At 34.0% G+C, this 23,948-nt stretch carries 18 protein-coding genes and 2 pseudogenes; 6 read left to right on the top strand and 14 right to left on the bottom strand.

The window, feature by feature from the left end; translation table 11 throughout:
• From ACMHJ2_RS12100 to ACMHJ2_RS12130, 7 genes and pseudogenes are all read right to left on the bottom strand, one after another.
• Positions 1-574, bottom strand: a pseudogene (locus tag ACMHJ2_RS12100) (hypothetical protein); the annotation flags it as partial.
• A 1,072-nt stretch (positions 575-1,646) separates the two neighbouring features.
• Positions 1,647-2,837 (bottom strand): annotated as a pseudogene (locus tag ACMHJ2_RS12105) (PepSY-associated TM helix domain-containing protein).
• Positions 2,838-2,840: 3 nt separating this feature from the next.
• The gene (locus ACMHJ2_RS12110; RefSeq protein WP_413513117.1) at positions 2,841-5,180 is read right to left on the bottom strand and encodes a TonB-dependent receptor; all 2,340 of its coding nucleotides are present in this window, start codon (positions 5,178-5,180) and stop codon (positions 2,841-2,843) included.
• A 118-nt stretch (positions 5,181-5,298) separates the two neighbouring features.
• Positions 5,299-6,018, bottom strand: coding sequence for a LytR/AlgR family response regulator transcription factor (locus ACMHJ2_RS12115; RefSeq protein ID WP_413513118.1), 720 nt, complete (start codon positions 6,016-6,018; stop codon positions 5,299-5,301).
• Complete coding sequence (locus ACMHJ2_RS12120; protein ID WP_413513119.1) at positions 6,015-7,085, bottom strand: sensor histidine kinase; 1,071 nt, start codon at positions 7,083-7,085, stop codon at positions 6,015-6,017. Before ACMHJ2_RS12120 ends, ACMHJ2_RS12115 begins: the two co-directional genes overlap by 4 nt.
• A gap of 71 nt (positions 7,086-7,156) precedes the next feature.
• The gene (locus tag ACMHJ2_RS12125) at positions 7,157-8,167 is read right to left on the bottom strand and encodes a DUF6268 family outer membrane beta-barrel protein (protein WP_413513120.1); all 1,011 of its coding nucleotides are present in this window, start codon (positions 8,165-8,167) and stop codon (positions 7,157-7,159) included.
• Positions 8,168-8,622: 455 nt separating this feature from the next.
• Positions 8,623-9,471 carry an aldo/keto reductase gene (locus tag ACMHJ2_RS12130; RefSeq protein ID WP_413513121.1) on the bottom strand — a complete coding sequence of 283 codons (849 nt, stop codon included), beginning with the start codon at positions 9,469-9,471 and terminating at the stop codon, positions 8,623-8,625.
• Positions 9,472-9,999: 528 nt separating this feature from the next.
• Between ACMHJ2_RS12130 and ACMHJ2_RS12135 the strand changes: the two genes are divergently transcribed.
• Positions 10,000-12,441, top strand: a complete 2,442-nt coding sequence (locus ACMHJ2_RS12135) for a hypothetical protein (protein WP_413513122.1) — start codon at positions 10,000-10,002, stop codon at positions 12,439-12,441.
• 467 nt (positions 12,442-12,908) lie between these two features.
• On the opposite strand, the gene ACMHJ2_RS12140 is transcribed toward ACMHJ2_RS12135, so the two are convergent.
• Both ACMHJ2_RS12140 and ACMHJ2_RS12145 read right to left on the bottom strand, forming a co-directional pair.
• Positions 12,909-13,286, bottom strand: coding sequence for a hypothetical protein (locus tag ACMHJ2_RS12140; protein ID WP_413513123.1), 378 nt, complete (start codon positions 13,284-13,286; stop codon positions 12,909-12,911).
• A 406-nt stretch (positions 13,287-13,692) separates the two neighbouring features.
• Positions 13,693-14,148, bottom strand: coding sequence for a hypothetical protein (locus ACMHJ2_RS12145; protein WP_413513124.1), 456 nt, complete (start codon positions 14,146-14,148; stop codon positions 13,693-13,695).
• 317 nt (positions 14,149-14,465) lie between these two features.
• Here ACMHJ2_RS12145 and ACMHJ2_RS12150 point away from each other — a divergent pair, with 317 nt between their 5' ends.
• Entirely contained in the window at positions 14,466-15,440 is a 975-nt protein-coding gene (locus ACMHJ2_RS12150; RefSeq protein WP_413513125.1) for a 2-hydroxyacid dehydrogenase, read from the top strand.
• A gap of 107 nt (positions 15,441-15,547) precedes the next feature.
• Here the strand turns inward: ACMHJ2_RS12150 and ACMHJ2_RS12155 are convergent, their stop codons facing one another.
• From ACMHJ2_RS12155 to ACMHJ2_RS12170, 4 genes are all read right to left on the bottom strand, one after another.
• Entirely contained in the window at positions 15,548-16,009 is a 462-nt protein-coding gene (locus ACMHJ2_RS12155) for a DUF4345 domain-containing protein (RefSeq protein WP_413513126.1), read from the bottom strand.
• A gap of 129 nt (positions 16,010-16,138) precedes the next feature.
• Positions 16,139-16,771, bottom strand: a complete 633-nt coding sequence (locus ACMHJ2_RS12160; protein ID WP_413513127.1) for a nitroreductase family protein — start codon at positions 16,769-16,771, stop codon at positions 16,139-16,141.
• Between the two features lie 95 nt (positions 16,772-16,866).
• A complete protein-coding gene (locus ACMHJ2_RS12165) occupies positions 16,867-17,289 on the bottom strand; it encodes an organic hydroperoxide resistance protein (protein WP_413513128.1) in 423 nt (140 codons plus the stop codon).
• A 3-nt stretch (positions 17,290-17,292) separates the two neighbouring features.
• A complete protein-coding gene (locus tag ACMHJ2_RS12170) occupies positions 17,293-17,712 on the bottom strand; it encodes a MarR family winged helix-turn-helix transcriptional regulator (protein WP_413513129.1) in 420 nt (139 codons plus the stop codon).
• 256 nt (positions 17,713-17,968) lie between these two features.
• On the opposite strand from ACMHJ2_RS12170, the gene ACMHJ2_RS12175 reads away from it, so the two are divergent.
• From ACMHJ2_RS12175 to ACMHJ2_RS12190, 4 genes are all read left to right on the top strand, one after another.
• Positions 17,969-18,535: a Crp/Fnr family transcriptional regulator gene (locus tag ACMHJ2_RS12175; protein ID WP_413513130.1), complete on the top strand. Its 567-nt coding sequence runs from the start codon at positions 17,969-17,971 to the stop codon at positions 18,533-18,535.
• A gap of 61 nt (positions 18,536-18,596) precedes the next feature.
• On the top strand, positions 18,597-19,622 hold the full coding sequence (locus ACMHJ2_RS12180) for a saccharopine dehydrogenase NADP-binding domain-containing protein (protein ID WP_413513131.1): 1,026 nt from the start codon (positions 18,597-18,599) through the stop codon (positions 19,620-19,622).
• A complete protein-coding gene (locus ACMHJ2_RS12185) occupies positions 19,622-20,200 on the top strand; it encodes an NAD(P)H-dependent oxidoreductase (RefSeq protein ID WP_413513132.1) in 579 nt (192 codons plus the stop codon). Before ACMHJ2_RS12180 ends, ACMHJ2_RS12185 begins: the two co-directional genes overlap by 1 nt.
• Positions 20,201-20,667: 467 nt before the next feature.
• Positions 20,668-22,605 carry an oleate hydratase gene (locus tag ACMHJ2_RS12190; protein WP_413513133.1) on the top strand — a complete coding sequence of 646 codons (1,938 nt, stop codon included), beginning with the start codon at positions 20,668-20,670 and terminating at the stop codon, positions 22,603-22,605.
• Between the two features lie 159 nt (positions 22,606-22,764).
• Here ACMHJ2_RS12190 and ACMHJ2_RS12195 read toward each other — a convergent pair whose 3' ends face one another.
• The gene (locus tag ACMHJ2_RS12195) at positions 22,765-23,892 is read right to left on the bottom strand and encodes an FAD-dependent monooxygenase (RefSeq protein WP_413513134.1); all 1,128 of its coding nucleotides are present in this window, start codon (positions 23,890-23,892) and stop codon (positions 22,765-22,767) included.
• Positions 23,893-23,948 lie beyond the last annotated feature (56 nt).

Consider the following 23,948-nt stretch of genomic DNA (forward strand, 5'->3'; position numbering starts at 1 on the left):
AATCATAACCAACATTTCCATACGTTCCTGTTAGCTTGTTGATAATTTCTTCAATAAACTTAGTATTGTTCGTGATTTGCTCAATAAAGTAAACGTCATCTCCTAACTGATTAGTAAACTCTTTATTCTCTACTAAATTCGTTACAAACGTTTCGTTATTTGCTATGTCTGCAACTGCTAAATATACACTGTAGTTTTGAGTATCTGTAATAATTAAAGATTCCTCGTTATTTTTAGTTGGATTAGCTCCTATTGTAAATACATTATTTTTTCTGTCTATATACGTATCACCTGAAATTAATCGATTCCATGCATTGGCTTTCCAATAATAGAATCCCGCTTCTAAATTGATATTTCCAGTATGGTATACTAATAAACTTTCAACCATTTCTCCCGTAATCTTAGAACGATCATTAATTGCAACCAATTCTATTCTAGGCAAAAGGACACCTTTATTGGTAGATACAATATCTAATTGTGCAGAAGTTGCTGGTTTTTCGGTTCCTATACCAATCTGTGCCATTACTGACCCACTTAATAAAAGTGCGGCCATTGGAATTACTTTTTTAATCATAAACTATTTATTTTTAAAAATTATACAGTCTTAATTTGAGTGTAAAATTAGTTCAATTACATATTATACAATAACCTAATAAAAGATTAGCGAATAATTCAAATCAATAACATAAAAAATACTATTAAATTTACAAATTACAATAAAACAATGTTTTTAATACAAATCAAACATTGACTACAATATTCTCAAAATTTCACTTAAAAAAAGTGAAAAATCTATTTATTAGAACACTAAAATATTTTAGCTTTGTTCAAAGTAAATAATCGCAAAAAGAAGGGACGTTGATACGTTAATAAAATTTCATTTTATTTATCTCAATTTTTTAATTTTTCAAGTAAAAAATAAGAAAATCATAAAATATGTGAGTTAAAAAGTCTTTTCCTTCCCAGTCATTCAACAAAAACTCTTCTTTACTATTGAATTCTATTTAGCTTTCTTTCTTTCTTTTTTTGATTTATTTGTTCCTAACCCTTCATTCCTAAAAGAAAAGACATTTACTCTCTTTACTTTTTACTATCATTTATTTGTATATTTTCAATTCTACGTTTGACATAACAATTACCTTGCCAGAAAATCGCATACAATGATTTTCTGTTAATTATATGAAATAAACTACGCTTTTACTTGCTCTTTTACCTACTCGTTAACCTATTTAGTTAGTATCAAAAAAAAGAATATAACCCCATTTTATTGCTTATTATCTTATTTTTTAGTTAAAAAAATAAGTAAAAATGTTCTAGAAGGAAATAAATCAGGTCTTTTTTTCAAAATCCATCTAACTCTCCTGAATTTTGTATTTATTTTTGAAAAACGTACAACTACAAAAAATAAGAAGCTCTCCAAAAAGGAGATTCATCCTCTCTTTGAATAGCTTCTTGTACTAGAATCGAAATAACAAAACAATAGAAAAAGAAAAGAGGATGCCCAATAGGGAATCCTCTTTATGTAATAGATTTGTTAAAAACCCATTTTAATCTTTGTATCGTATATTTATTTAAAAGGACCTTTTGTCCAATGCTACATTTAATTTAAAAACAAGTGAATTCTATATCCCTTGGATAAATCCAATTTACCTTTTACTTCTTCTCGCGTCTTTTATTTTTTTCTTTTTCTTCTTTTTGGTTTTATTGTACCAAATAATAAATCCTGTAATTGGTAAGGAAGCACAAATAAGCGATCCAATGAAGGCCATAATTTTGGTAGTATACCCTCCAATTGTACCCACATGTAAATCATACTTCAGGGAATTTACTTTAGTTCCCAGTGCAATAGTCTAATAGGTATGATTTTTTAAAGCACGGATCTGCCCTGTAAGTTTATCAAAATAAATCCATTCAAATTTACTGGTTTTATCTTGTTCCAATCGCACTTGAAGATTGTGTTCTGTACCCTTTGCATCGCCTAGACGAAGAGATACCATGTCTGCTTCTGGAAAAGTTTGAAGTACATATAATACTGCGTTATCTAAAGTATTGGCATACACCTGATGAACCTCATCATAGGAAGTTGGCTCCATACGCTGAAACTTAGCTTTATCTACTTTATTCAAGGTGTTTTCTACGGTTGTATTAAATTTCGGAAAAGCAAAAAGAATTCCAGTCATTCCGATTAGTATAACTAGTAGAAAACTGTACAATCCCAATAAGTTATGAAAATCGTAATTCAAGCGCTTCCAATTGACTGAAAAATCAAAAGTAAGACTTCTTTTAAATGCCTTTCCTTTCCATTTTTTTGGCCACCACAATACGATTCCTGTTAAGTTAATAAAAAGAAATAAAACGGTGCTTCCTCCTACAAACAACCCCCCATATTTACTCCCTAGCCAGAGATTGCGATGCAGTTGCAATACTTGATAGAAAAACTCGTATTTGGTATCTTCTACCTTTTGAACTTCTCCGGTATAAGGATTGATAAATACTCTTTTAAAATACGTGATTTCATTCGCTATCCCAAAGGCTTCTTTATCCGTTTTTAAGGATCGAAATACCCATGTTCTATTTTTAGCTGGATAAATATCAACTCGATTAATAGGGTATTCTACCCCTACAGCCTCTTGGGCTAAACGTTCCACCGTTGTATATGGCAAAGCTTGTAAATCCGATTCCTCCTTGTAATCTAAGATGTAAAAATGATGAGGATAAACTATTTTTTTTAAATCATCATGGAAAACATATATACAACCAGTTAGGCTAACAAGAACAACGATACTACCGGTAATCAATCCCAGCCATTTATGCAACCACAAAAGAAATTTCTTCATGCATCAAAAATTGTATTGAACACTCAAATTAGCTTGCATACCATTGCCTCTAACGTAATCAGCATCTAAAGCACGATACTGACTTACAACTGGATAGTAGGTTTTATTGAATAAATTCTCAATACCGATTGTGGCGCTCCAAGATTTGCTAATTGCATAAGTAGAAGCGAGGTTAAACAAATTAATGTTTTTAACTACACCTTCACTATTTTTATATTTACCTTGTGCATTGGGTTCAAAGCGATCTCTACTTCCAGTGTATAACCAATACAACTGCATACTCCATGTATCTGTTGGTGTAAAATAAACAAAAGCCATGGCTTTAGGAGGAGAAATACGCCCCCCATTTAAGTATACTTTACTTCCATCATCAAATTTAGCTTTTCCTTCTACATAGGAATAAGACCCACCTATGGTCCACTGCGGAGCTAGCAAAGCTTCTCCTGTGATTTCAAAACCTTGTACGCGTTCAGGTTCTCTTTGAGCAACTAAATAGCCCCCTACATCAACTAAATTAGCACCTAATTTAGATGTACTTATATAATAGGCACCTGTAAAATTGAAAATTGAAAATCTACTCGAAAATCCTATTTCATAATTATTAGTAATAATAGGTTCTGTTTCCAACTGATCTAAAGTGCTTTCTGTAGCTCTTCGCAAGATGCGTCCTAATTCATTGATCGCAAATCCTTGCGAAAAACTCACAAATGGATTAAACATTTGATATTTGTTATAACGGAGTCCTACATTAAATAAGGTTGTTTTATAGGGTATTTTACCACCTTGTACAAAAATACTTCCTTCATCATTAGGTCCAGAGGCAAGGGTATAAAAGTCTTTCACTTCTACATTTGCATTTTCATATCTGATTCCTGTCTTGAAAATTAAGTGATCTAATACGTCTACTTTTACCTGTGCATAAGGTGCAATATTTACCATATCCATGGTAGGAATATAAACCCTTCCATCTGTTAAATCTTGGTCTGTTTTATCTCGTAACAAATCCATTCCATACGTTATTTCACTGGGTCTATTAAATACGATAAAGGGTGTATTTAAATTAAGACGGATTCCTTTTTTCTCAGAATTAATTCGAGTTTGTCCAGGACCATACCAAGCGGTTCCGCTCTCTACATAGCGATTCATTGAACGAAATGAATTCATATATAAAGACACATCCAACTGCGTATCAAGAAATAAATTTTTATGCGTATATCCCAACATGATATTGTGGTTATAAGGAGTTCCTGCATGTTCTCCAGGATCTGCTCCCGCAACACCTACTGTAGGTTGACTTGCATATTTTCCCGTTTTACTACTATATCTTGCATGTTGTGTACTCGAATACCCATTATAAAAAGCGCGAATAGCAGAATTGTCATTGATATCATAGGTAATTTGGGCAAATAAATTCTTTTGATAGGTATTAGACAAACCATCTATTTGCCCAACGATTAAGCCTTCTCCATCTCGTTGAACACCTGTATAATCTATAGAAGCACCTACTAAATAATTCCACTTCTCATACTTGCCTCCCAAAGATTGTGAAACTTTATACCCTAGCGTACCGCTACTATTTGCAGGATTAAATGAAGTCCCCAGAACAGTCGTTCCGCCAACTCTTTTTTCTCCTTTATTCTTCTTGGTTATATAATTGATTATACCTCCTGTAGAGCCATTGCCATAAATAGCCGTTGCACCTTTAATTACCTCTACTCTTTCAATTGCAAAAGGGGCAATTGATCGGATATCTCTTGCTCCATTCATTAGGGGAGTAGATTGGGGTATCCCATCAATAAGGACGAGTAAAGGTCTTCCTCTTAAAGTTTGTCCAGAAGAAGTTCCCTTATTTGTAGCACTTCCCAAACCAGGTACTAAATTACTCAAAATCGCAGCTATATCTGTTGTTACACTCATCTGCTTCTCCATTTCCTTTTGATTAATTATAGTAACGGATGAAGGAATTGTAGCTATATTTTCAGCTCGTCTACCTGCAGTTATCACGATCTCATCTAAGGCTTGTTCTTCCGCTTGCATTTTTATCAGCAAAGTTTCGCGCAGTTCTGATTTAAGAACCGTTATCCCTTGCTCTTGATACCCATTTGCCGTTACAAGTACTGTTGCATCATTAAATGTCGTCCAATCAACCGTCAATTCTCCATTTACATCTGTCGTCCCCCTTTCTGCTCCATTCACAAATACTACCGCTCCTTCTATTCCTTTTACAGTTAGATTGGTAACTTTAATGACTTTATTTTGAGAAAAAAGCATTGTTGTAACTAACATCAATGCAAATCCCAACAGTTTTGCAAGTACCTTTGTTCCCTTCTTTGTTACTAACATAAAAAATACGATATTTTTATTTAGAATAAATCAATTTTATTGGGCACAAATGTATAGATAAATTAGATTTAGTTTATTTTGAAACACCTTTTTTTGTCAAATATTTTTTCCTTTTCGATTATAGGTCTTCCTCTTTTTTATCATATGAATTTAAGAAATCTTTCCGATAAACTTCTCCTAAAGGTATCTCAAAGTCTTTGATATAAATGGTTTGGGTTGTAAATGATTCAATCCAAGTACGATTGACGATATAGGATTTACTCACTCTTAAAAAAACAGGAGACACCAACTTTTGATGAATGGTTTTCAGATTCATCGCCGTGACAAACTTCTGATTTTGCGTATGTATAATCACATAATCTTTCAGTCCTTCCACGAATAAAATTTCATTGTAATTTACTTTGTAATGTCTTCGATCCGAATTAATCCATAAAAATTCCTCTTTAAATTCTTCTAAACTAGTTTGGACATCGTGGGCGTCAAGCATTTTTTTGTATACCGTAGCTTTTTTAGTAGCCTTTAGCAACCGCATTTTATCAATGGGTTTTAAAAGATAGTCAAGGGCATTGAATTCATAGCTTTTAGAGGCATATTGTGGATAAGCCGTTGTAAAAATAAGTAGAGTTTTAGCAGAAATTGATTCCGCAAAATCTAGCCCATTTAAGAAGGGCATTTCAATATCCAAAAAAATAAGATCTACTTGATTACTTTTCAAAAAATCCCTGGCTTTTAAAGCATTAGAAAATTTGCCAATTACATTAAAATCGGTTAATTCTTCGAGTAAGACGTGCATTTCGTTTCTTGCCAGTGGTTCATCATCCACGATTATACAGTTCATAGCGGAATTATTAAGTTAACACCAAACGAATTTGTTTTTTCTGTAATCGTTAAGCTGTATTGATTGCTATATATAAGGTCTAAGCGTCTTTTGCTATTCGCTAACCCCAAACCGCCACTTTTGTTCTGAAATAGGGCAAAATTCTCATTCCTAGAATTTATACAGGTAAAATGGAGTTTTTTAGCTTCAACGTGTATCGAAATATTGATCCATGTTTCTTTTTCATCGGGATCTAAACTATATTTTATGGCATTTTCTACAAATACGGTAAATAAACTTGAAGGCACAAGAATCTGTCTCAGTTGGTTTGAATCAAGCAGACAATCAAAAGAAATAGTCAAATTATCTTTTCTAATTTTTTCAAGGTTCAAAAAATTAGAAATAAAGTTTACCTCTGAAGCTAATACAACCTTATCTTGATTGCTCTCGTAAAGCTGATAGCGCAAAAACTCTGACAGCTTCATGATAACGGTAGTCGCCATTTCCGGTTCTGTGCGAATAAGCGCTTTTACATTATTGAGCATATTAAATAAAAAATGAGGACTCACCTGGTTTCTCAATTCATTGAGTTCCATAACATAAGTTAATTCTTTGAGCTCGACGATTCGCTCGCGGTCTTTCATCCAGTGTTGCACTATTTTTAGCGTTGTTGACAAAGAGATTAACGATACGCAAAGTAAAATAATAGCTTTCGAATTTCCTAAAGTTTGTTTCCGCTCCTCCATGACAAACCGATACACGTCAAAGTAGTTCCCATAAAACCATCCTAAGACTCGCAATCCGATTAACACGGAAAGAATTAAGACAATCAAATACACGATATACCTGCCTTTAAACAATAAAAAAGGGATTAACACATACATGTTTAAATAAAACAGTATAATAAACACCAAGTATACGATTCCCATAGCACAAAAGGCTATGCGCATGGGAAAATCACCGAAAAAATCACCAATACCCAACAACAGAGAAAAGCCTAATAAAAAAGTACCATGTCTGGCATATCGGTACCGACTCTCTGTAAGGAACTTGATAATAGATCCGCTACTAAAATCTTTATTATCCACGTATTATATTTTGATTTTGTTCTATAAAATAATCCTTTCCAAGCTTATTCCTTTCAAGGACAGCAGTATGACTACGGTTTCTTTTTAAGCAAAGTAAAAGGATTAAAGGATACTCCCAAATTAAAATAAAAGGTTGGGTCTGGTTTTATTTCTAACACAGCATCGTCAAACTTTTTTTCTTTTTCAAACATGCGAGCCGATGGCGTTAGTTTAATTCCTGTTTTTGCAGTAACAATAAAATCTCCAATAGCATGTTCATAAATCAAACCTGCATTGACATCCAATTGTCTATATTCATACCGCTGTTTTGTTCCCTCTACCTCATAGACATAAAAAGAAGTTTGTTCCATTTCTGATCCTAGCGATAGTCTACTCGTCGTAAAGATAAATTTTCGCAAATACACACTTTTTGGAAGTGTAACATCAAAAATAAATCCATTATCCATTTGGTATTCATAGGTAAAAAGAGGAAGTACGGGTATTTTCGATGTTGGATCAATATTTCCAACTATCCCAGCTGTCATTTTTACTTTCGCATCGCTTCTTAAAATGACAATTCCCGATACGAGACCTTTTACTCTTTCAAAATGTTGTTCACTTCCATCGACAATCAAACTGGAGGTATAAATTGTTCTCTTGCCAAAAAGACTAGAAAAATAAACAAAATTTAGAGAGGTAAAATGATGGTGAAAATCTTGTTTTAGGGTCTGTTTTTTTTGGGTTATCCCCTCAAACAAATTCGAATCTATACTTGTATACTTATACCCAAACGTAACACCTACAAACCAGGTTTTTCGCTTGATAAAATTACTCGTCATGCTTACTTTAATTTGCTTAAAATCTTCAACACGCCCTCCTTTGTTAAACGCATGGTTGCCTTTAGGACTAAAATTATAAGGGGATGCATTGGAAAACTCTACGTTTAACGGTCTAATAATCGCAAATTTATCTGTCGCATAGGCGGCTACTTGTTTAGGAATACTTATACTATCCTTTTTTAAAGCGAGCTCCTTCGCATCTTGAGCGAAACTGTGTAGCGAAAAACCTACACACATAAACAGTAAAACTGCAATTTTAGTCATTTTAATTCGTTGCTATTAAATTTAAAAAAAAAGTACTCCTCTATTTTAAGTACACTGAATTAACGCACAAATAAAGAAATAATTATACTTGCCTCTTCCCTTTTTATACAAACCTACTTTATTATTATACAACATCGGACTATTTAACGCTTTGGGGTTCTTTTTTGATAAGCTTCTTTACTTTTATGAAATATACACTTAAGTCAAAAACATTTTAGAACTCCTTTTTAAAACTCTTTGGTGAAATAGAAGACTATTTTTTGGCGTGCTATTTCTTTACTCTCTGCTAACCTTACTATCAAAATAATTTCCTTATTAGCCGTAACTAATAATTTCCCCTCTATTTCTTCTTGATTCTCAATAGAAATAAAATGTCTTGTAAACAAAAAGAGGGAGATTCATAAAAATCTCCCTCTTTTTGTTATTTAATTTATTCGCTATGGATTACCTTTTTTTTACCAAACGCGATCTGGCCACTCATTGGGAAGTTCTCCACTAAATCCCATTTTTGGAATTGTGTTAATTTGCTCCATTTCCGCAGCACTTAATTCAAAATCAAAAATAGCTCTATTCGCTATAATTCGCTTGGCAGTAGTAGATTTGGGAATTGGAATAACATCCTGTTGCAAACACCATCTTAAACACACTTGTGCAACTGTTTTTTGATGTTTCTCCGCAATTGATTTTAATTGTTCTTGCTCAAAAATTGTTCCTCTTGCTAAAGGTGACCATCCTTGGACTCTTATTCCTTTTGCCTTGCAATAAGCTGTTAGTTCTTTTTGCCAATAGCCTGGATGAAATTCAATCTGGTTAACCGCAGGTATCACTTTAGCCGTTTCAAATAAAGCTTCTAAATGTTCTTGCCAAAAATTGCTAACCCCAATCGATTTAACCTTTCCTTGAGCTTGTAATTCTTCCATGGCACGCCATGTTTCGGCATTCACTTTTTTCCAATCTTTTCCAAAATTCTTTTCATTCGCTGGCCAGTGAATTAAATACAAATCAAGATAGGTTAAATCTAACTTCCGCAAGGATTCTTCAAAGGCATTTTTGGTTTGCTCATACCCTAGATTTCCGCGCCAAACTTTTGTCGTTACAACAATTTCCTCTCTTGCAATACCACTGGCTTTAATTCCCTTTCCTACGGCTTCTTCATTTTGATACTTTGCAGCCGTATCTAGCAAACGATACCCCATTTGCAAAGCTAATTTAACTGCGTCTATCCCTTGTTGTTCTTCAGCCTTATAGGTACCAAATCCAACAGTAGGAAGGGTATTCTCATCATTTAATCTTAGCTCATTCATAGTATAGTCTTTTTTTGCTGATGCACCAGTTTCTATAGAACAGAACGAGCGCTAATTCCCTTTGAATCTATTTTTTTAGTAAATATACATCAAAGATTCAAAACGTGTAAACGCATTACACCAACTATAATTCCCTTTTTTTATCAACTATTTATTAAAAATAAAAAATTAGAAATGAACGTTTAAAATTAGTGTTGTGATTTTTTTCAACAACTATGCAATTTTGTCCCTAAAAACAACTTTTAGTAAACTAAATTCACGTTTTGTCAATTAAATCATACTTTAAACCCTACATATTTCACAATAAAAATCAACCATTTAAATAAATAAACTATTTTTTAACCAATTTTAATAAAAAAACTTCAGAATTTTCAAGTATATTAAGCAATTATATTTTTTTTGTATAATTTAATATTTACTTTTGTTTTTTAACTCTAATAAATATATTAAAGTTAGTTAATAATAGATTTAATTAATTAACATTAAGTATATATAATATTTTAAAAACATCATTTATAATATAAAATTATGAATTTAATTAAGAAAATAATTCTTTTATTTAGTTTTTTTGTTTTCTCACTAGCCCAAGCTCAAGTAACCATTGGTGGTCCAATACCTCCAAATGCAGGAGCTCTTTTAGATTTAAAAGAAAACAATAACCCTGGCATAAATTCAACGAAAGGACTTCTAATGCCTAGAGTTGCCCTAGAAGATGAGAGACAATTGGCTCCCGTTGCCACCAATAATGTTACTGCAGGAGTTAAAGCAGAACACAAAGGACTTATGTTATACAATACGTATCTTGATACCAGTAAAAACTTATGTCCAGGGATTTATATATGGGAAGGAGATTTATGGCGTCGCTTATATGGTAATTGCTATTCTGGTTTTTTTATAGACACTAGTTCTGTGCAAGGTCGTTATCTATTACAAGGCGAAACGCATACCATTCGAATCAAATCGGATGGAAAATGGACGCTACGAGTAGAAGGAGACACCGAAATTTTTGTCCCTGGTTCAATTACTCCTTCACAAGGAAGAGGAGGTGCAGACATTATCGAAATAACCTTTAAGCTTGAAGTGATTACAACCAATGTTATAACCCAACCTACACCTACGCTTACAGGTGTTCTTGTGTTTGTAAGTGATGTAGATGGCAAAGAAGAAAGAGTTGACATTGTAGGAGAAAAAATCTATTGGAACCTCCCAGTTCCTACACGTCAAATCAATGATTTAAATACTCAATCTCCGGCAAATAATACTAGAGCTAACAGAGGAATTGCTCAAACTTTAGATTTTGACGTAGATGGTTACTTTGGCTCACGCTCTCAGCTAAATCTCCTAGATTTCACAAATTCAACCTTGCCCTTTACCCTTGTTAGTGGAGCATTTGAACCTTGGGTAAAGTTTACCAATGGCAGTACCTTTGATATTGATATTTGCAATGAAGAAGGGATAAATTCAAGACAAAATGACGTAACTCTTACGAATGGTGCACTTATCCTCGATTTAAAAATCAAGCAAGAGCAATTAAATTTAGAAATTACTCAAAGAGGGCCTATAAATTATACGGCAGATGCATCTCCTATCACCTCTTTAGGTGTACGTTATAACACCACTTCTAGACGACAAATACAAACGGATGTATTTCCAGTTGTTACTTGGCTTATTTTGGATCAGACGGTAAATAGAGATCCTAAACTAGGTGTAACAGAAAATACGACAAATCAGTCAAGAACGACAAAGCTCAATGTATCTCTATTGGGACATGTAGCTAACAAACAAAGTGCAGCAACTAAAGTAATTGCCCAAGATATAATTGTGACTCAAGAACCTTCAATCCATATTCCTTTTGAGGTAGAAAACCTACAAAGTAGTTATGTCATGGATGGTTTACAATATAGTTTTCTCTTGAAAGCTAGTGGAGATTGGACGGCTAATGTAATCAGCAATTCTGGGGCAATAGATACAAGTTCTATCTCCTCACTTAGTGGAACAGGTAATACAACGATTAGCTTTAATACAACGATTAATTCTACGACTACCCAAAATCTTTCAACGGTCCTGCGTTTTACAAATGCGAGTGGTTCCCAAGTAAAGGATGTTACTATTATAGGTGTAAAAATGGATATTACTGTACCGAATGATTTAGTTGCGGATGCAGATGGTTATATTAATAACAGTCCGAGAATGAACTTTATCGTTACTTCAAACTCTACCCGTCCAATTTCTATTACCTATCCATCTTTGGCCAATGCAACAAATAATATAATTGATGTAAATCCAACAATAAATAGAACAGCTAGCAACCAAGAAATTATACGAGTATCCAATGGCGTAATGACCAAAGAGGTAAAAATTCATCAATTGGGCTTAGTTTTCACTTCGTTAAATAGTATACTACTTAATGCAAATGGTAACTATGCTTCGTTAGGTTTAAATCTTGGAAATACAAGAAGAACATCTAATGCAACGGCGAATGCTTCTTGGTTAAATGTCATTAACCCGACTTCTTCCTATCCTTCTGTTAGTGCCACTTCCAATACAGGAGATGTCCGATTTGGGTCTGTAACCGTTACACTAAATGGATATGTACCTAATAAAAATACTGTAAGCTCTACAAATCGGGTTATAACAGTAAGTCAAGAAAAAAAGGCAATTCCAACTCCACAAAATGTTATGTATTGGATGCAATATGCTTTTGGTTCAACTTATTATGACAGAAACAATTATGGAATATTTGTACGAAAATTTCAATTGAGATCTATCGTATTTGCCATACAAGGAACCGTAGGTGGCGAACCCATAAGAGCAACCTATACCGGACATTGGCCAAATAATCCAGCAGTTATACAAAACATTGGTCTAAAACCTGGAACAAGTTTCCCTATGTTTGACATTAATGCAGACTGTCAAGTCTTTTTTAAAGATCAATTTAACAATAGATATGTAATTCGTATACACACGTAATACGAAATAAATACTACTTAAAGTTGCCTTACTTTTTTAGTTATAGCTCTTATAGAAGGGAAATACGGTCCCTTCTTAAGATGCATTCCCTAAAAAAGTAAGGCAATTTTTATTTGAATAGAAAAACTTTGTATAGTAACGACTGATAGTTAACTCTATTCTGGGACGTTCGATTGAACAACCATATACTACTCAAATGCGTTCCCTTTCAACGACCTACCTCTTTTATATAAAGGTAAAAGTATAACATTCCCCTTTCTCCCTTTTAAACATTTTCTACTATATATTTATTAAGAAGTTCAGTTTGATATAAAAAAAGGATCATTCATTGCTGAATAAATCCTTTTTATCTTTTCTAAACGATTTGGTTACTTCCTTTTACTCTTATACGTGTTTCAAATTCTGATTTAAATTAGATAAAGTCTAGTATAAACAGAGAATACAACAAGTAATTTGCAAGGATACAATTAATCTTCTGCTGTATTGATCCATTTACTACCATCCCATACATATAATCCTGGAACAAAGGGAGCCGTAGTTGAAATATTAAAAACAACTAAACCGATGTGTGCTTTATATTGATTACCTCCATACTGAGAATCTACTATTTCTTCTCCTGATATAATCAACTTATTTAAATTACTGAGTTCTACCCTTGGTAATAATAAGCCTTTGGTAGCGTTTCTACCTCCATTGGTAGCAGTGCCATCATCGTAACTTTTTAAATCCAATAAGGCACCTTGTACGGGAGCAATCTCACTTCCAACAGTAACCTGTGCCTTGACTTGGACAGCGGTTGTTACTAGTGCGCCAATTAGAATAATTGTTTTAACTGCATTTTTCATAGTATAATTTTTTTTTCATATAGTTTTTCTATCCGCTTGCCAAATGCTGTACGCTATACTAAAAACTCAATATTTAAAAAGAAAGTTTTTGATCGTTTATCGCATATTGAATTTAGCTTCAAAAATACACATGTTTTATAAGTATTTAACAAAGATAAATTTAAAAAAATTTAAAAACAATATTTATATGCTACAAATAACTCAATTATACTGTATTTAACTTAAATTAAATGAATCTTTTATTTAAGAAATCATTCAACAACAAGAATAACACCTAAAAACTTAGTATTCAATTTGTTAATTCATTACCTAAAACTTAAATACAGGAGATAAATCGCTTCCTATATTCAATGAATTAGAAGGGTTTTTTATGTCTATTTTTATATAGCTCCTTTTGTAAATAACACTATAAAGTCAAAAAAAAATTGAATTTTCTACCAGATATTGTACCTTCATATCTATTGTCTACAACTATCAGGGCATAGAAACGAAAAGAGGCACAACTTACTTCTTTTCGCTGTTTGATTTCATATTGAAGCAGTAAATTTGTTCCTTCTTTTGGTAAGGACTTAACCGAAAGTTCTTCTGTTGTATTACTTACCTCATCAATTAAGGCAATGACAAAACTTTTAGAAAAATCTAGGGGTGTTGCTTGTCCGTTTTTACCAGCCAAAGGAGCTTTTCCAAAGATGTGATCGAATTGTTGCTCATCGACAATCTTTAGCATATGGAGTTCCTTTTCAGGGTAATTATTAACAACAAAGTAATTTTTTGCAACCGTAAAAGGAACTTTGTTTTTTTGTGCATGAACCGAACTAGAAGTAAGCATGCAGATTAAAAATAAAAAAGTAATTTTCTTCATTTTAAGAGGTTAATTAAAATAATCAACAGGAAAATTATTTAAAGAATTTAATTCTCTATAATTAAGTAAAACTTGAATTTCTCCCTTTACTTCTATTGTAATTTGATACAAAATTTAGAAATAGGGTTCATAGGCTGAGACATATAAAACGCTCACATGCTGTTTTACGGTGAAAAAGTGTTTTTTTAAGCCTAAGTGTATAGCATTGAATATTCCCAAGCAATGATGGAGCTACAAAAACCGCTTTAAATTAAAAATTTGTATTTTTATAAAACGGCTTATTAACGCAAAGCAATAGAAAACTAAAAAAAACTACAATGAAAGTATTTTTAAATAAACGTATTCCAGAGGAAGGAATGCAACTTTTAAACCATAAAGACATTGAGTTAATCCTTCCTAAAAAAGAGTTATTAAGCCACACGGAATGGCTCTCTTATTGTAAAAAAAGCGAGGTAATTCTCAATGTTGGAAAAGAAAATTTCAATCGAAAATTCTTTGATGAATGTCCCAATATACAAGCTATAGCCTTATATTCTGTAGGTTATGACCACGTTGATATAGCGGAAGCTACCAAGCGAAAAGTTGCCATTTCAAATACGCCAGACGTACTGAGTCAAGCTACGGCAGATACAGCCTTTTTATTAATGCAAATGACTGCCCGTAAAGCGTCTTTCAATTTAGAAAAAGTAAAAAAAGGCACCTGGACTACTGCTTTTAGTCCCTTAGATAATTTGGGACAAGAGCTTACGGGAAAAACACTAGGTGTTTTTGGTTTAGGAAGAATTGGTTATGAAATGGCAAAGAAATGCAAATATGCCTTTGATATGCCTATTATTTATCACAATAGAAGACGAAATGAAAAGATAGAACAAGAATTAAATGCTACTTATGTTCCATTTGATGCGCTTTTAACCAGTGCTGATGTAATCAGTATACATGCTAATTACACCGCAAAAGAAAATCACCTATTTAATCAAGAGGCCTTTAAAAAAATGAAATCTACTGCAATACTCGTTAATACTGCGAGAGGTGGTTTTGTTAATGAACAAGATTTATATGAGGCCCTTGTTACTAAAACCCTATTTGGTGCTGGGCTTGATGTTACAGAAATTGAACCTTTGCCGATAGATTCCCCTTTACTGCGCTTGGACCATGTAAATATCTTGCCCCATATTGGCTCGGCAACCATCCAAGCTCGCAAGGGGATGGCTAGACTAGCAGCCGAAAATATTGTTGCTTTTGTGGAAGGAAACCCCATGCCTACTATAGTAAATCCAACAATATATAGTTAGTTAAAAATTGCAAATACACAAGCGACCGGATTTATCAAATCTGGTCGTTTAATTTAGGTTTACTTTGTATCTGCAATTTTTAATTTTACCCCTGTTACTTATTGGTTTTAAGCTGGTTTCGAAAATCTCTTCAGACTTAGTACTCCCCAAACGCCAATTATAAATTCTAGAGCAACTCCACTTAACATGCTGATATCCGGTAAACCATCTATGAGGAAACTCAGTATTCTTCCACTGGCCAACCCAAACATAAATAAGATATTAACAAGTGTGGCGCCATACCATAATTGAGGCTTTATGATACCAAAAGTCCAAAAAATGGCAATTGAAAGATACAACCCCATAATAGCCTTAAACACATTTTTCAGGTCATTCGATACTGGATTAAATTCTCCTAAAACAGGGATTATCTTATGTGGAAAAAAACCGTAAACCAAGGCTATTATACTCAACATTACTACTGAACTAGTTAGATGTAAGTTTTTAAATTTATTCATCGAAGTTATATTTCTTTTATCGTTTAATTTGGTTTTATTTTTTGCTGATTGTATGCTATCTACCCTTACCATCTAAAACCTTCTATCTTGCTTGTTCTTTTCTCATTATCTATATATCAGACTATATAACAAAACAACAAGTAGAACCAAGAGATCAATACATCAGGGTCTACTTGTTGTTTTTTAAAACTAAAATTAACCTTACAATTCTATAATAAAATCCTCTTTACTTATTCTTACTTTTTTCATGGGAGCAATCCAATCGTTTTCAGGGTTTGCGTGCCCTACATACATAATTGAAACACTTTTTAAGCCATACTGTTGCAAATCTAAAACGGAATCAACAACGGCGTTACTAAACCCTTCTGCTGGCGTAGAATCTACTCTTAATTCAGCTGCCTGTGCCAAAGCTAAGCCTAAAGCAATATAGGTTTGACGTGCGATGTGTGCAAAATTCTCCTCCTGATTTTGTGCCAAGTAATTACTTTTTAACATCGTTGTATAACTGTCAAATCTTCCTCTAGGCAAACCTCTTACATCCGTTGTGAAATCGTAAATGGTATCAATGCGTTCTTCCGTATATCGATCCCATCCTGCAAAAACTAAAACATGAGAACAGTCTTTCATACATTCTGGATTCAAAGCTCCCACCGCTAATTTTTCTTTTAATGCTTGATTGCGCACTACAATTACCTTAAAAGGTTGTAGTCCCGAAGAAGTTGGCGCTAAACGCGCTGCTTCTAAAATTTTATCAATGTTTTCTTCACTTACTTTTTTTGTTGGATCATAGGCTTTCACCGCATGTCTCCAATTTAAATCTTCTATTAATGACATTTTGTTTTTATTTTGAAATTAGTATTAATACAATAGCTAAAAGTGCTAAGACTTCTTGTACAAAAAATATCTTTCGCAAGAACCGCTAACCTATATTAATCAACAGACACACTTAGTGTTACTACTATGTTTCCACGCGTAGCATTCGAATAGGGGCATACTTGATGAGCTGCTTCTATTAATTCTTTTGCAACTTGTTCCGTCACTTCTGGAATATGCGCATGTAATTTAGCTGCTAAGCCAAAACCTCCGTTGTCTAATTGCCCAATGGTAACAGTTGCAGTTACGGTTGTTTCGCCTGTTTTTATTTTTTTCTGTTTACTGACCAAATTTAATGCACTGTCAAAACAAGCAGAATACCCTGCAGCAAACAACATTTCTGGATTAGCATAGGCATCATTGCTTCCTCCTAATCCTTTAGGCATGCGGACTTCTAAATCCAGAATACCATTTTCACTTTTTACATGTCCATTTCTACCTCCAGTAGCCGTGGCTCCAATTGAATACAACTCTTTCATGTTTTATTTTTTTAAAATCTTGGTTATTACTCTTTTTAATTCTAATACATCTTCTTCAGAAACCTGCATCGAATTCATTAACTTACAAGGAATCTCTTTGGCTTGTTCCTTTAATAAAAGACCTTTTTCCGTCAAGGATAATTTGACTACACGTTCATCTTCAACACTCCTTTTTCGCACCACAATACCCTTTTGCTCCATGCGCTTTAACAAAGGGGTTAACGTTCCACTATCCAAAGATAATTGTTCGCCTATTTGCCCGACTGTTTGCTCTTTCTCACTCCATAAAACCAGTAAAACCAAATATTGTGGATAAGTAATATCAAGGGCTTCCAGTAGCGGACGATACTGATTTACAACCACTTTTGCTAAGGCATAAATCGGAAAACACACCTGATTTTTAAGATCTAATGGATCGTTCATTTTATTTTTCAATTAATTATACTTCAAAGGTAAGGTTAATTATATTGTGCGCAATATAATTTCACAAAACTTTAAAACAACGCAATTCTATCCAAACGTACTTCAAGTTAACTTTTAGATTTTTTATTTATCACTATTGCAGATTTAGGAGAATCTATTTTTCAGTTGCTTGTGACGAAAAAGGAAAATATACAAGCGAGAATAACTTCCTTATTACCCTAAAGTTGCTTATTTTTACATGTAAAATAACCTTCTTATGCTACGCCAATTTTTTGAACGCTTCGATTTATTTACCCCCCAAGAGATAGACTCTATTTTGGGTTTATTTTCTAAACATACTTTAAATAAGAATCATTTTTTAATACAAGAAGGCGAAAAGTGTGAGGCAATAGCCTTTATTGAATCTGGCGTATTCCGCTCTTTTTATACTACTGAAACAGGAAATGAAATTACCTATTGCTTCCGTTTTCCAGATAATTTAATAGGCGCCTATTCTGCATTTATTACAGGAGGTTCAAGCATAGAAAGTATACAAGCCTTACTAGAAACAACGATATGGTCGATTCAAAAAAAAGAGTTAGATCAATTAGCGGATGTCTTTCCCAAATGGAATACTTTTTTAAAAATTATAGCCGAGCAACAATATTTAGAATTAGAACAGCGCGTGATACAGTTTCAGCGAGAAACTGCCCAAGAACGCTATAGAAATTTACTTGTAAATTACCCCAATTTCATCCAATATATCCCTTTGCAATATGTAGCGTCTTATTTAGGAATTACCCAGCGTCATTTAAGTCGAATCCGAAAAGAAATTATTTTTTAGACATTTGTCTAGTATTTAAGTTAATGTGCAGCCTTAGTTTTGCCTGTAAATCAAGTAGACTATGCAGCACAAAATTTTAATTATCGGAGGAACAGGGTTAGTTGGAAGTACAATAGACCGCCTTTTAAAAGAAAGAAATCCAACATATGACATTCTATTGGGAACTCGTTCCCCTAAAAATCTTACAAAAGAAATCAAGGTAGATGTAAATTCACCTACTTCACTAGAAGCCCTTTTAGCTTATTCCATTCAGCTTATCATTTTATCGGTTAACGATCCGGATGATCATGTTCTCCGTTTCGCCATCCAACATGGCATAGATTATCTCGATATTACCAAGCCAACACCTGCTTTAACTGCAGCTTTAAAAATAACTAGTGAGTTTGCCACTTTTCAAAGTCGCATCGTATTCAGCTCTGGGTGGATGGGAGGAATTGTACCTGGTTTAGTCAAATCAACCGTAGATTCAACAGAGAGGATAGAAAATGTTCAGCTTTGGGTATATTATTCTATTAAGGATAAAGCGGGAAAAAGTTCCGCTCATTTTATGGCAGAGCATGTAGCTACCCCATTTGTGAGATATGAGAACCACCAACCCCTAGCAATTAAACATTTTTTAGATAGTGAGAAATACAATTTTTCCTTTGGTCTGGGAAATAGACAGCTCTATAATTTTGATACCCCAGACTTATACATTCTCAATCAAATTGATGGAGTGCCAACTGTAAGTGTGAAGATGACCTATAATTCTAAGCTTGTAACACGCTTATTAGGGTGGATGCAACAATTGGGAATATTTAAAAAAATGACGCTAAATACCAGAAGAAAAGTATTTGGTGGCAGTGGTGATGGAGACCTTTCTGTCTTTGAGATTCTAATAAAAACGGCTAACAAAACAAATAAAATTATCCTTAAAAGTGAAAAAGGACAAGCTGAACTAACCGCTATATCCACTGTACTACATACAGAGGCTTTATTAAATAAAAACACTCTTCCAGGTCTCTATTTTGCCCATCAATTGCACCAGAAACAAGAACTTTTTAGCCAACTGCAACAATACGATTCCATAACTATAAAAAAAGTATAATGAAAAAGATAACAATCCTAAACGGACACCCCAATAAAGAATCTTTGAACGCTAGTTTAGTACAGGCTTATGCCGCAGGCGCAAATGAAAAAGGTGCCACTATACGAATCATTACGATAGCGGACTTATCTTTTAACCCCAATCTGCAATATGGTTACCAAAAGCGCATGGAGTTAGAACCGGATTTACTTCAAGCGATAGAGGATATAAAATGGGCGGACCATTTGGTGTGGATTCACCCCGTATGGTGGGGCGGACTACCTGTACTACTTAAAGGTTTTATTGACCGCACGTTTCTGCCTGGTATTGCGTATCAGTATAGGGATAATAGTCTCTTATGGGATAAACTATTAAAAGGGAAAACGGCGCATATTATAACTACACTGGATCAACCGGGTTGGTATTATCGACTGATTTATGGAAGACCAAGTGTCAATCAATTAAAAAAGTCAACTTTAGAGTTTTGTGGAGTAAAGCCCGTAAAAGTCACCTACATAGGTATTATAAGAAATTCTACTGAACACCAACGTGCGAAGTGGATTGCGCAAGCTAAACAATTCGGTTATCTACTCAAGTAAAACGCATCTCCTTTTGCCTCCATCCCCTCTTTCAGGGGATTTTCTCTTTGTGTACTCAGCCTCTTTATTAAAAGAGATAGAAGGTTCCTTTAAAACACATAGAAAAAATCAAAAAACAAAGGTATTCTTACCCCTATTACCAACAATTCATCTTCTGTTCTATTCTGGCTATTTCATTCTACTTATTCCCTAGTAGACGATTCATTTTCTCTTGATTTCTTTGTCCTTCCTAGGCAAAAAACAACTTATCAACATTACTAATAGTCAAAACTATTAGTAGTTATAAAATAAAAAACGAATAAATTTAACCTAATATTACATTAAACAAATACTATAAAGGTAAAAATAACATTATTCATAAAACTATATTTTTATTCTTTTTAGGGTTCAAAAACAAAATCGTTTTCCTAACTTTAAAAGACTAAAAAATAGCCGATTCAACTGTTAACCACAAAAAAAATAGAATTATGAAAGTAGACACTTCGAAGTTTGACAAAATCCTAGAAAATTCACCTAAGTTTGGGCAGGTCAACCATGCGCCAAATGGCAATACAGAGCCACCTATTAATACTGCTCAACGCTCGATGCCTTTTGCTGATGAACCAGGTAATTATCAACGAAATATTGGACTTCCTTCCAAAGATTTTTCTCAAAGCAAAGTGTATATTGTAGGGAGTGGAATTGCGGGAATGTCAGCCGCTTATTATTTTATTCGCGATGGACGTATTCCTGCAGCTAATATCACCTTTTTAGAACAATTACACGTTGAGGGTGGCTCTTTGGATGGGGCAGGTAATGCCAAAGAAGGCTATATCGTGCGAGGAGGTAGAGAAATGGATATGACCTATGAAAACCTCTGGGATATCTTTCAGGATATTCCTGCTTTTGAACTTCCTAAACCGTATAGTGTATTGGATGAATATCGTTTAATCAACGACAATGACCCGAATTATTCAAAATCGCGTTTGATTCACAACCGAGGGGAAATTCAAGATTTCAGTAAATTTGGTCTTTCCAAAAAAGATCAAATGGCAATTATCAAACTCTTACTAAAAAAGAAAGAGGAATTGGACAATCTTACTATTGAGCAATACTTTAGTTCTACTTTTCTTGAAAGTAATTTCTGGACCTTTTGGAGAACCATGTTTGCTTTTGAAAACTGGCATAGTTTATTGGAATTTAAACTCTATATGCACCGTTTCTTACATGATATCGACGGATTAAAAGATTTATCTGCTCTTGTATTCCCGCGTTATAATCAATATGACACTTTTGTCATCCCGCTTCGCAAGCATCTTGTAGAATTAGGCGTACAAATCCAATTAAATACCTTGGTTAAGGATTTAAATATCCACAGTAATACCGCGGGTAAAACGGTTCAATCGCTACTTACTGACCAACAAGGAGTAGAAACGATTATTCCAATCAACGAGCAGGATTTTGTACTTATTACTACAGGCTCCATGACAGAAGATACTTCATATGGAACCAATACAACCGTACCTATTTTAAAAATTGATGCAACAACTAGTGGAAAAAGTCCAGGATGGATGTTATGGAAAAACCTAGCAGCTAAATCTCCTATTTTTGGACATCCTGAGAAATTCTGTTCTAACATAGATCAATCTGCATGGGAATCAGCTACGTTAACTTGTAAGCCCTCTCCGTTAATTGACAAATTAAAAGAATATTCGGTGAATGATCCGTATTCTGGTAAAACAGTTACGGGTGGAATTATCACCATAACGGATTCGAATTGGTTAATGAGTTTTACGTGTAATCGCCAACCGCACTACCCTACACAACCTGATGATGTATTAGTACTTTGGGTGTATTCCTTATTCATGGATAAAGAAGGCAATTACATCAAAAAAACAATGCCTGCTTGTACGGGAAATGAAATTTTAGAAGAGTTGTGTTTCCACTTGGGAATTGAGAATCAAATGGAGCAAGTCATTGCCAACACAATTGTTAGAACCGCCTATATGCCGTATATTACCTCTATGTTTATGCCACGTGCACAAGGGGATCGACCACAAATTGTTCCAGAGGGTTGCCTTAATTTAGGTTTAATTGGTCAGTTTGTAGAAACCAATAACGATGTGGTTTTCACGATGGAAAGTTCAGTTCGAACAGGAAGACTAGCTGTATATCAACTTTTAAATTTAAACAAACAGGTTCCTGACATCTTCCCTTCACAATATGACATCAGACATCTGCTCAAAGCAGCACATGCCTTAAATGATGATAAAGCCATCGTTGGAGAAGGTTTACTGCGCAAATTCTTACAAGGAACGTATTATGAACATATTCTTCCTGCAACAGAAAAAAAAGAGGAAGGAGAATCTTTTTTTGTAGAACAATTTGAAAAAGCCAAAGACTGGATCAATAAAATTAGAGGGTAATCCCTACTTATACTATATAATGAAACAGAACGCATCTAAAAAATAGATGCGTTCTGTTTCATTTAGGTAGGTATGAATATGTACTTTAAGGCACCCTATCAAAACTGTATAACAACAACTTAACCGCTACAAGTTTTGTATAGATATACAAAAACCAAATTAAACTTTTTGTAGCTCAAAGATCTTCTTCATTTGCTGTTGCTTTATAAAAGTAGGTAAAAGGCGGAAAGAAGTATTGCGAAGTTTAATCCATCCCGGATTTCGAAGTTGAGCAATTTTGCCTAATCGCCAACTATCTCGTACAATACGATGTGCTTTTGAACGACGAATGGCTGGAAATTTTCGCAATGCATCATCTAAGGAATAGCGTTCTAACAATTTACTAATAACATACACATCTTCAATAGCCTGACATGCCCCCTGTCCTAGATTAGGTGTTGTTGCATGTGCTGCATCACCGATTAGACAAACGTTGTCTTTATACCACTCATTAAAGGGTTCTAAATCGTATATTTTATCCAAATGAATCCGTTCTACAGGTGTCTGCCGAATCATTTCTTGCACCCATGAAGGGCATTCTGCTAAATGAGCTTCTAAGTTTGACATCCCATTGTAGAGGTCTTCATCCACTAAAAAATACCAATATACTTGATGTCCTTTTAATTGAACGAATCCTAAACGTTTCCCTGCGCCCCAACCCTCAACGGCAACATTTTTATAAGCTGTAGGCAATTCGAAAGACAATATGCCCCGCCAACAAACTTGTTTTGCATCACGCAAAGGATAGGTACCAAACAGTTGTTGCCTAACTTGAGAGCGCAATCCATCCGTTCCTAATACATGCGTATGATATGCTGTTGAGCCGTCTGTAAAGCACAGTTTGTATCTGCTGTCTTCACTCTTGCTAATACTTTGTAAGCGCTTATTTAGTTCAATTGTCTCTTCGCCAACTTTATCTACTAAAACACGGTGTAATTCACTGCGGTGAATTGCAATATTAGCCAATTGATACTTTTGTTCAAAATAGGAAAGATTCGTTTCGTTTAAAACATTCAAAGCGATATCTGTAAGTCTAACTGTAGAAATCCTTACTCCCTTATCTTTAAGTTCATCCGAAACCCCCAAGTAACGATATACTTGCATGGCATTATTCGCAATTGCAATTCCTGCTCCTACTGGTTTTAACTTTGAAGTTGCCTCATAAATCACAAATGGAATATTGGCCTTTTTTAGCGCTATTGCCGCTGTTAATCCAGCTATTCCAGCTCCAATTATTGCTACTTGCATAAAAATTTATTTATTTTCACCCCTAAAGTTAAGCTAAAATGCGAAGTGAGAAAAAT

The sequence above is a fragment of the Myroides odoratus genome, from assembly GCF_965118575.1.
Taxonomy (GTDB): Bacteria; Bacteroidota; Bacteroidia; order Flavobacteriales; family Flavobacteriaceae; genus Flavobacterium; species Flavobacterium odoratum_B.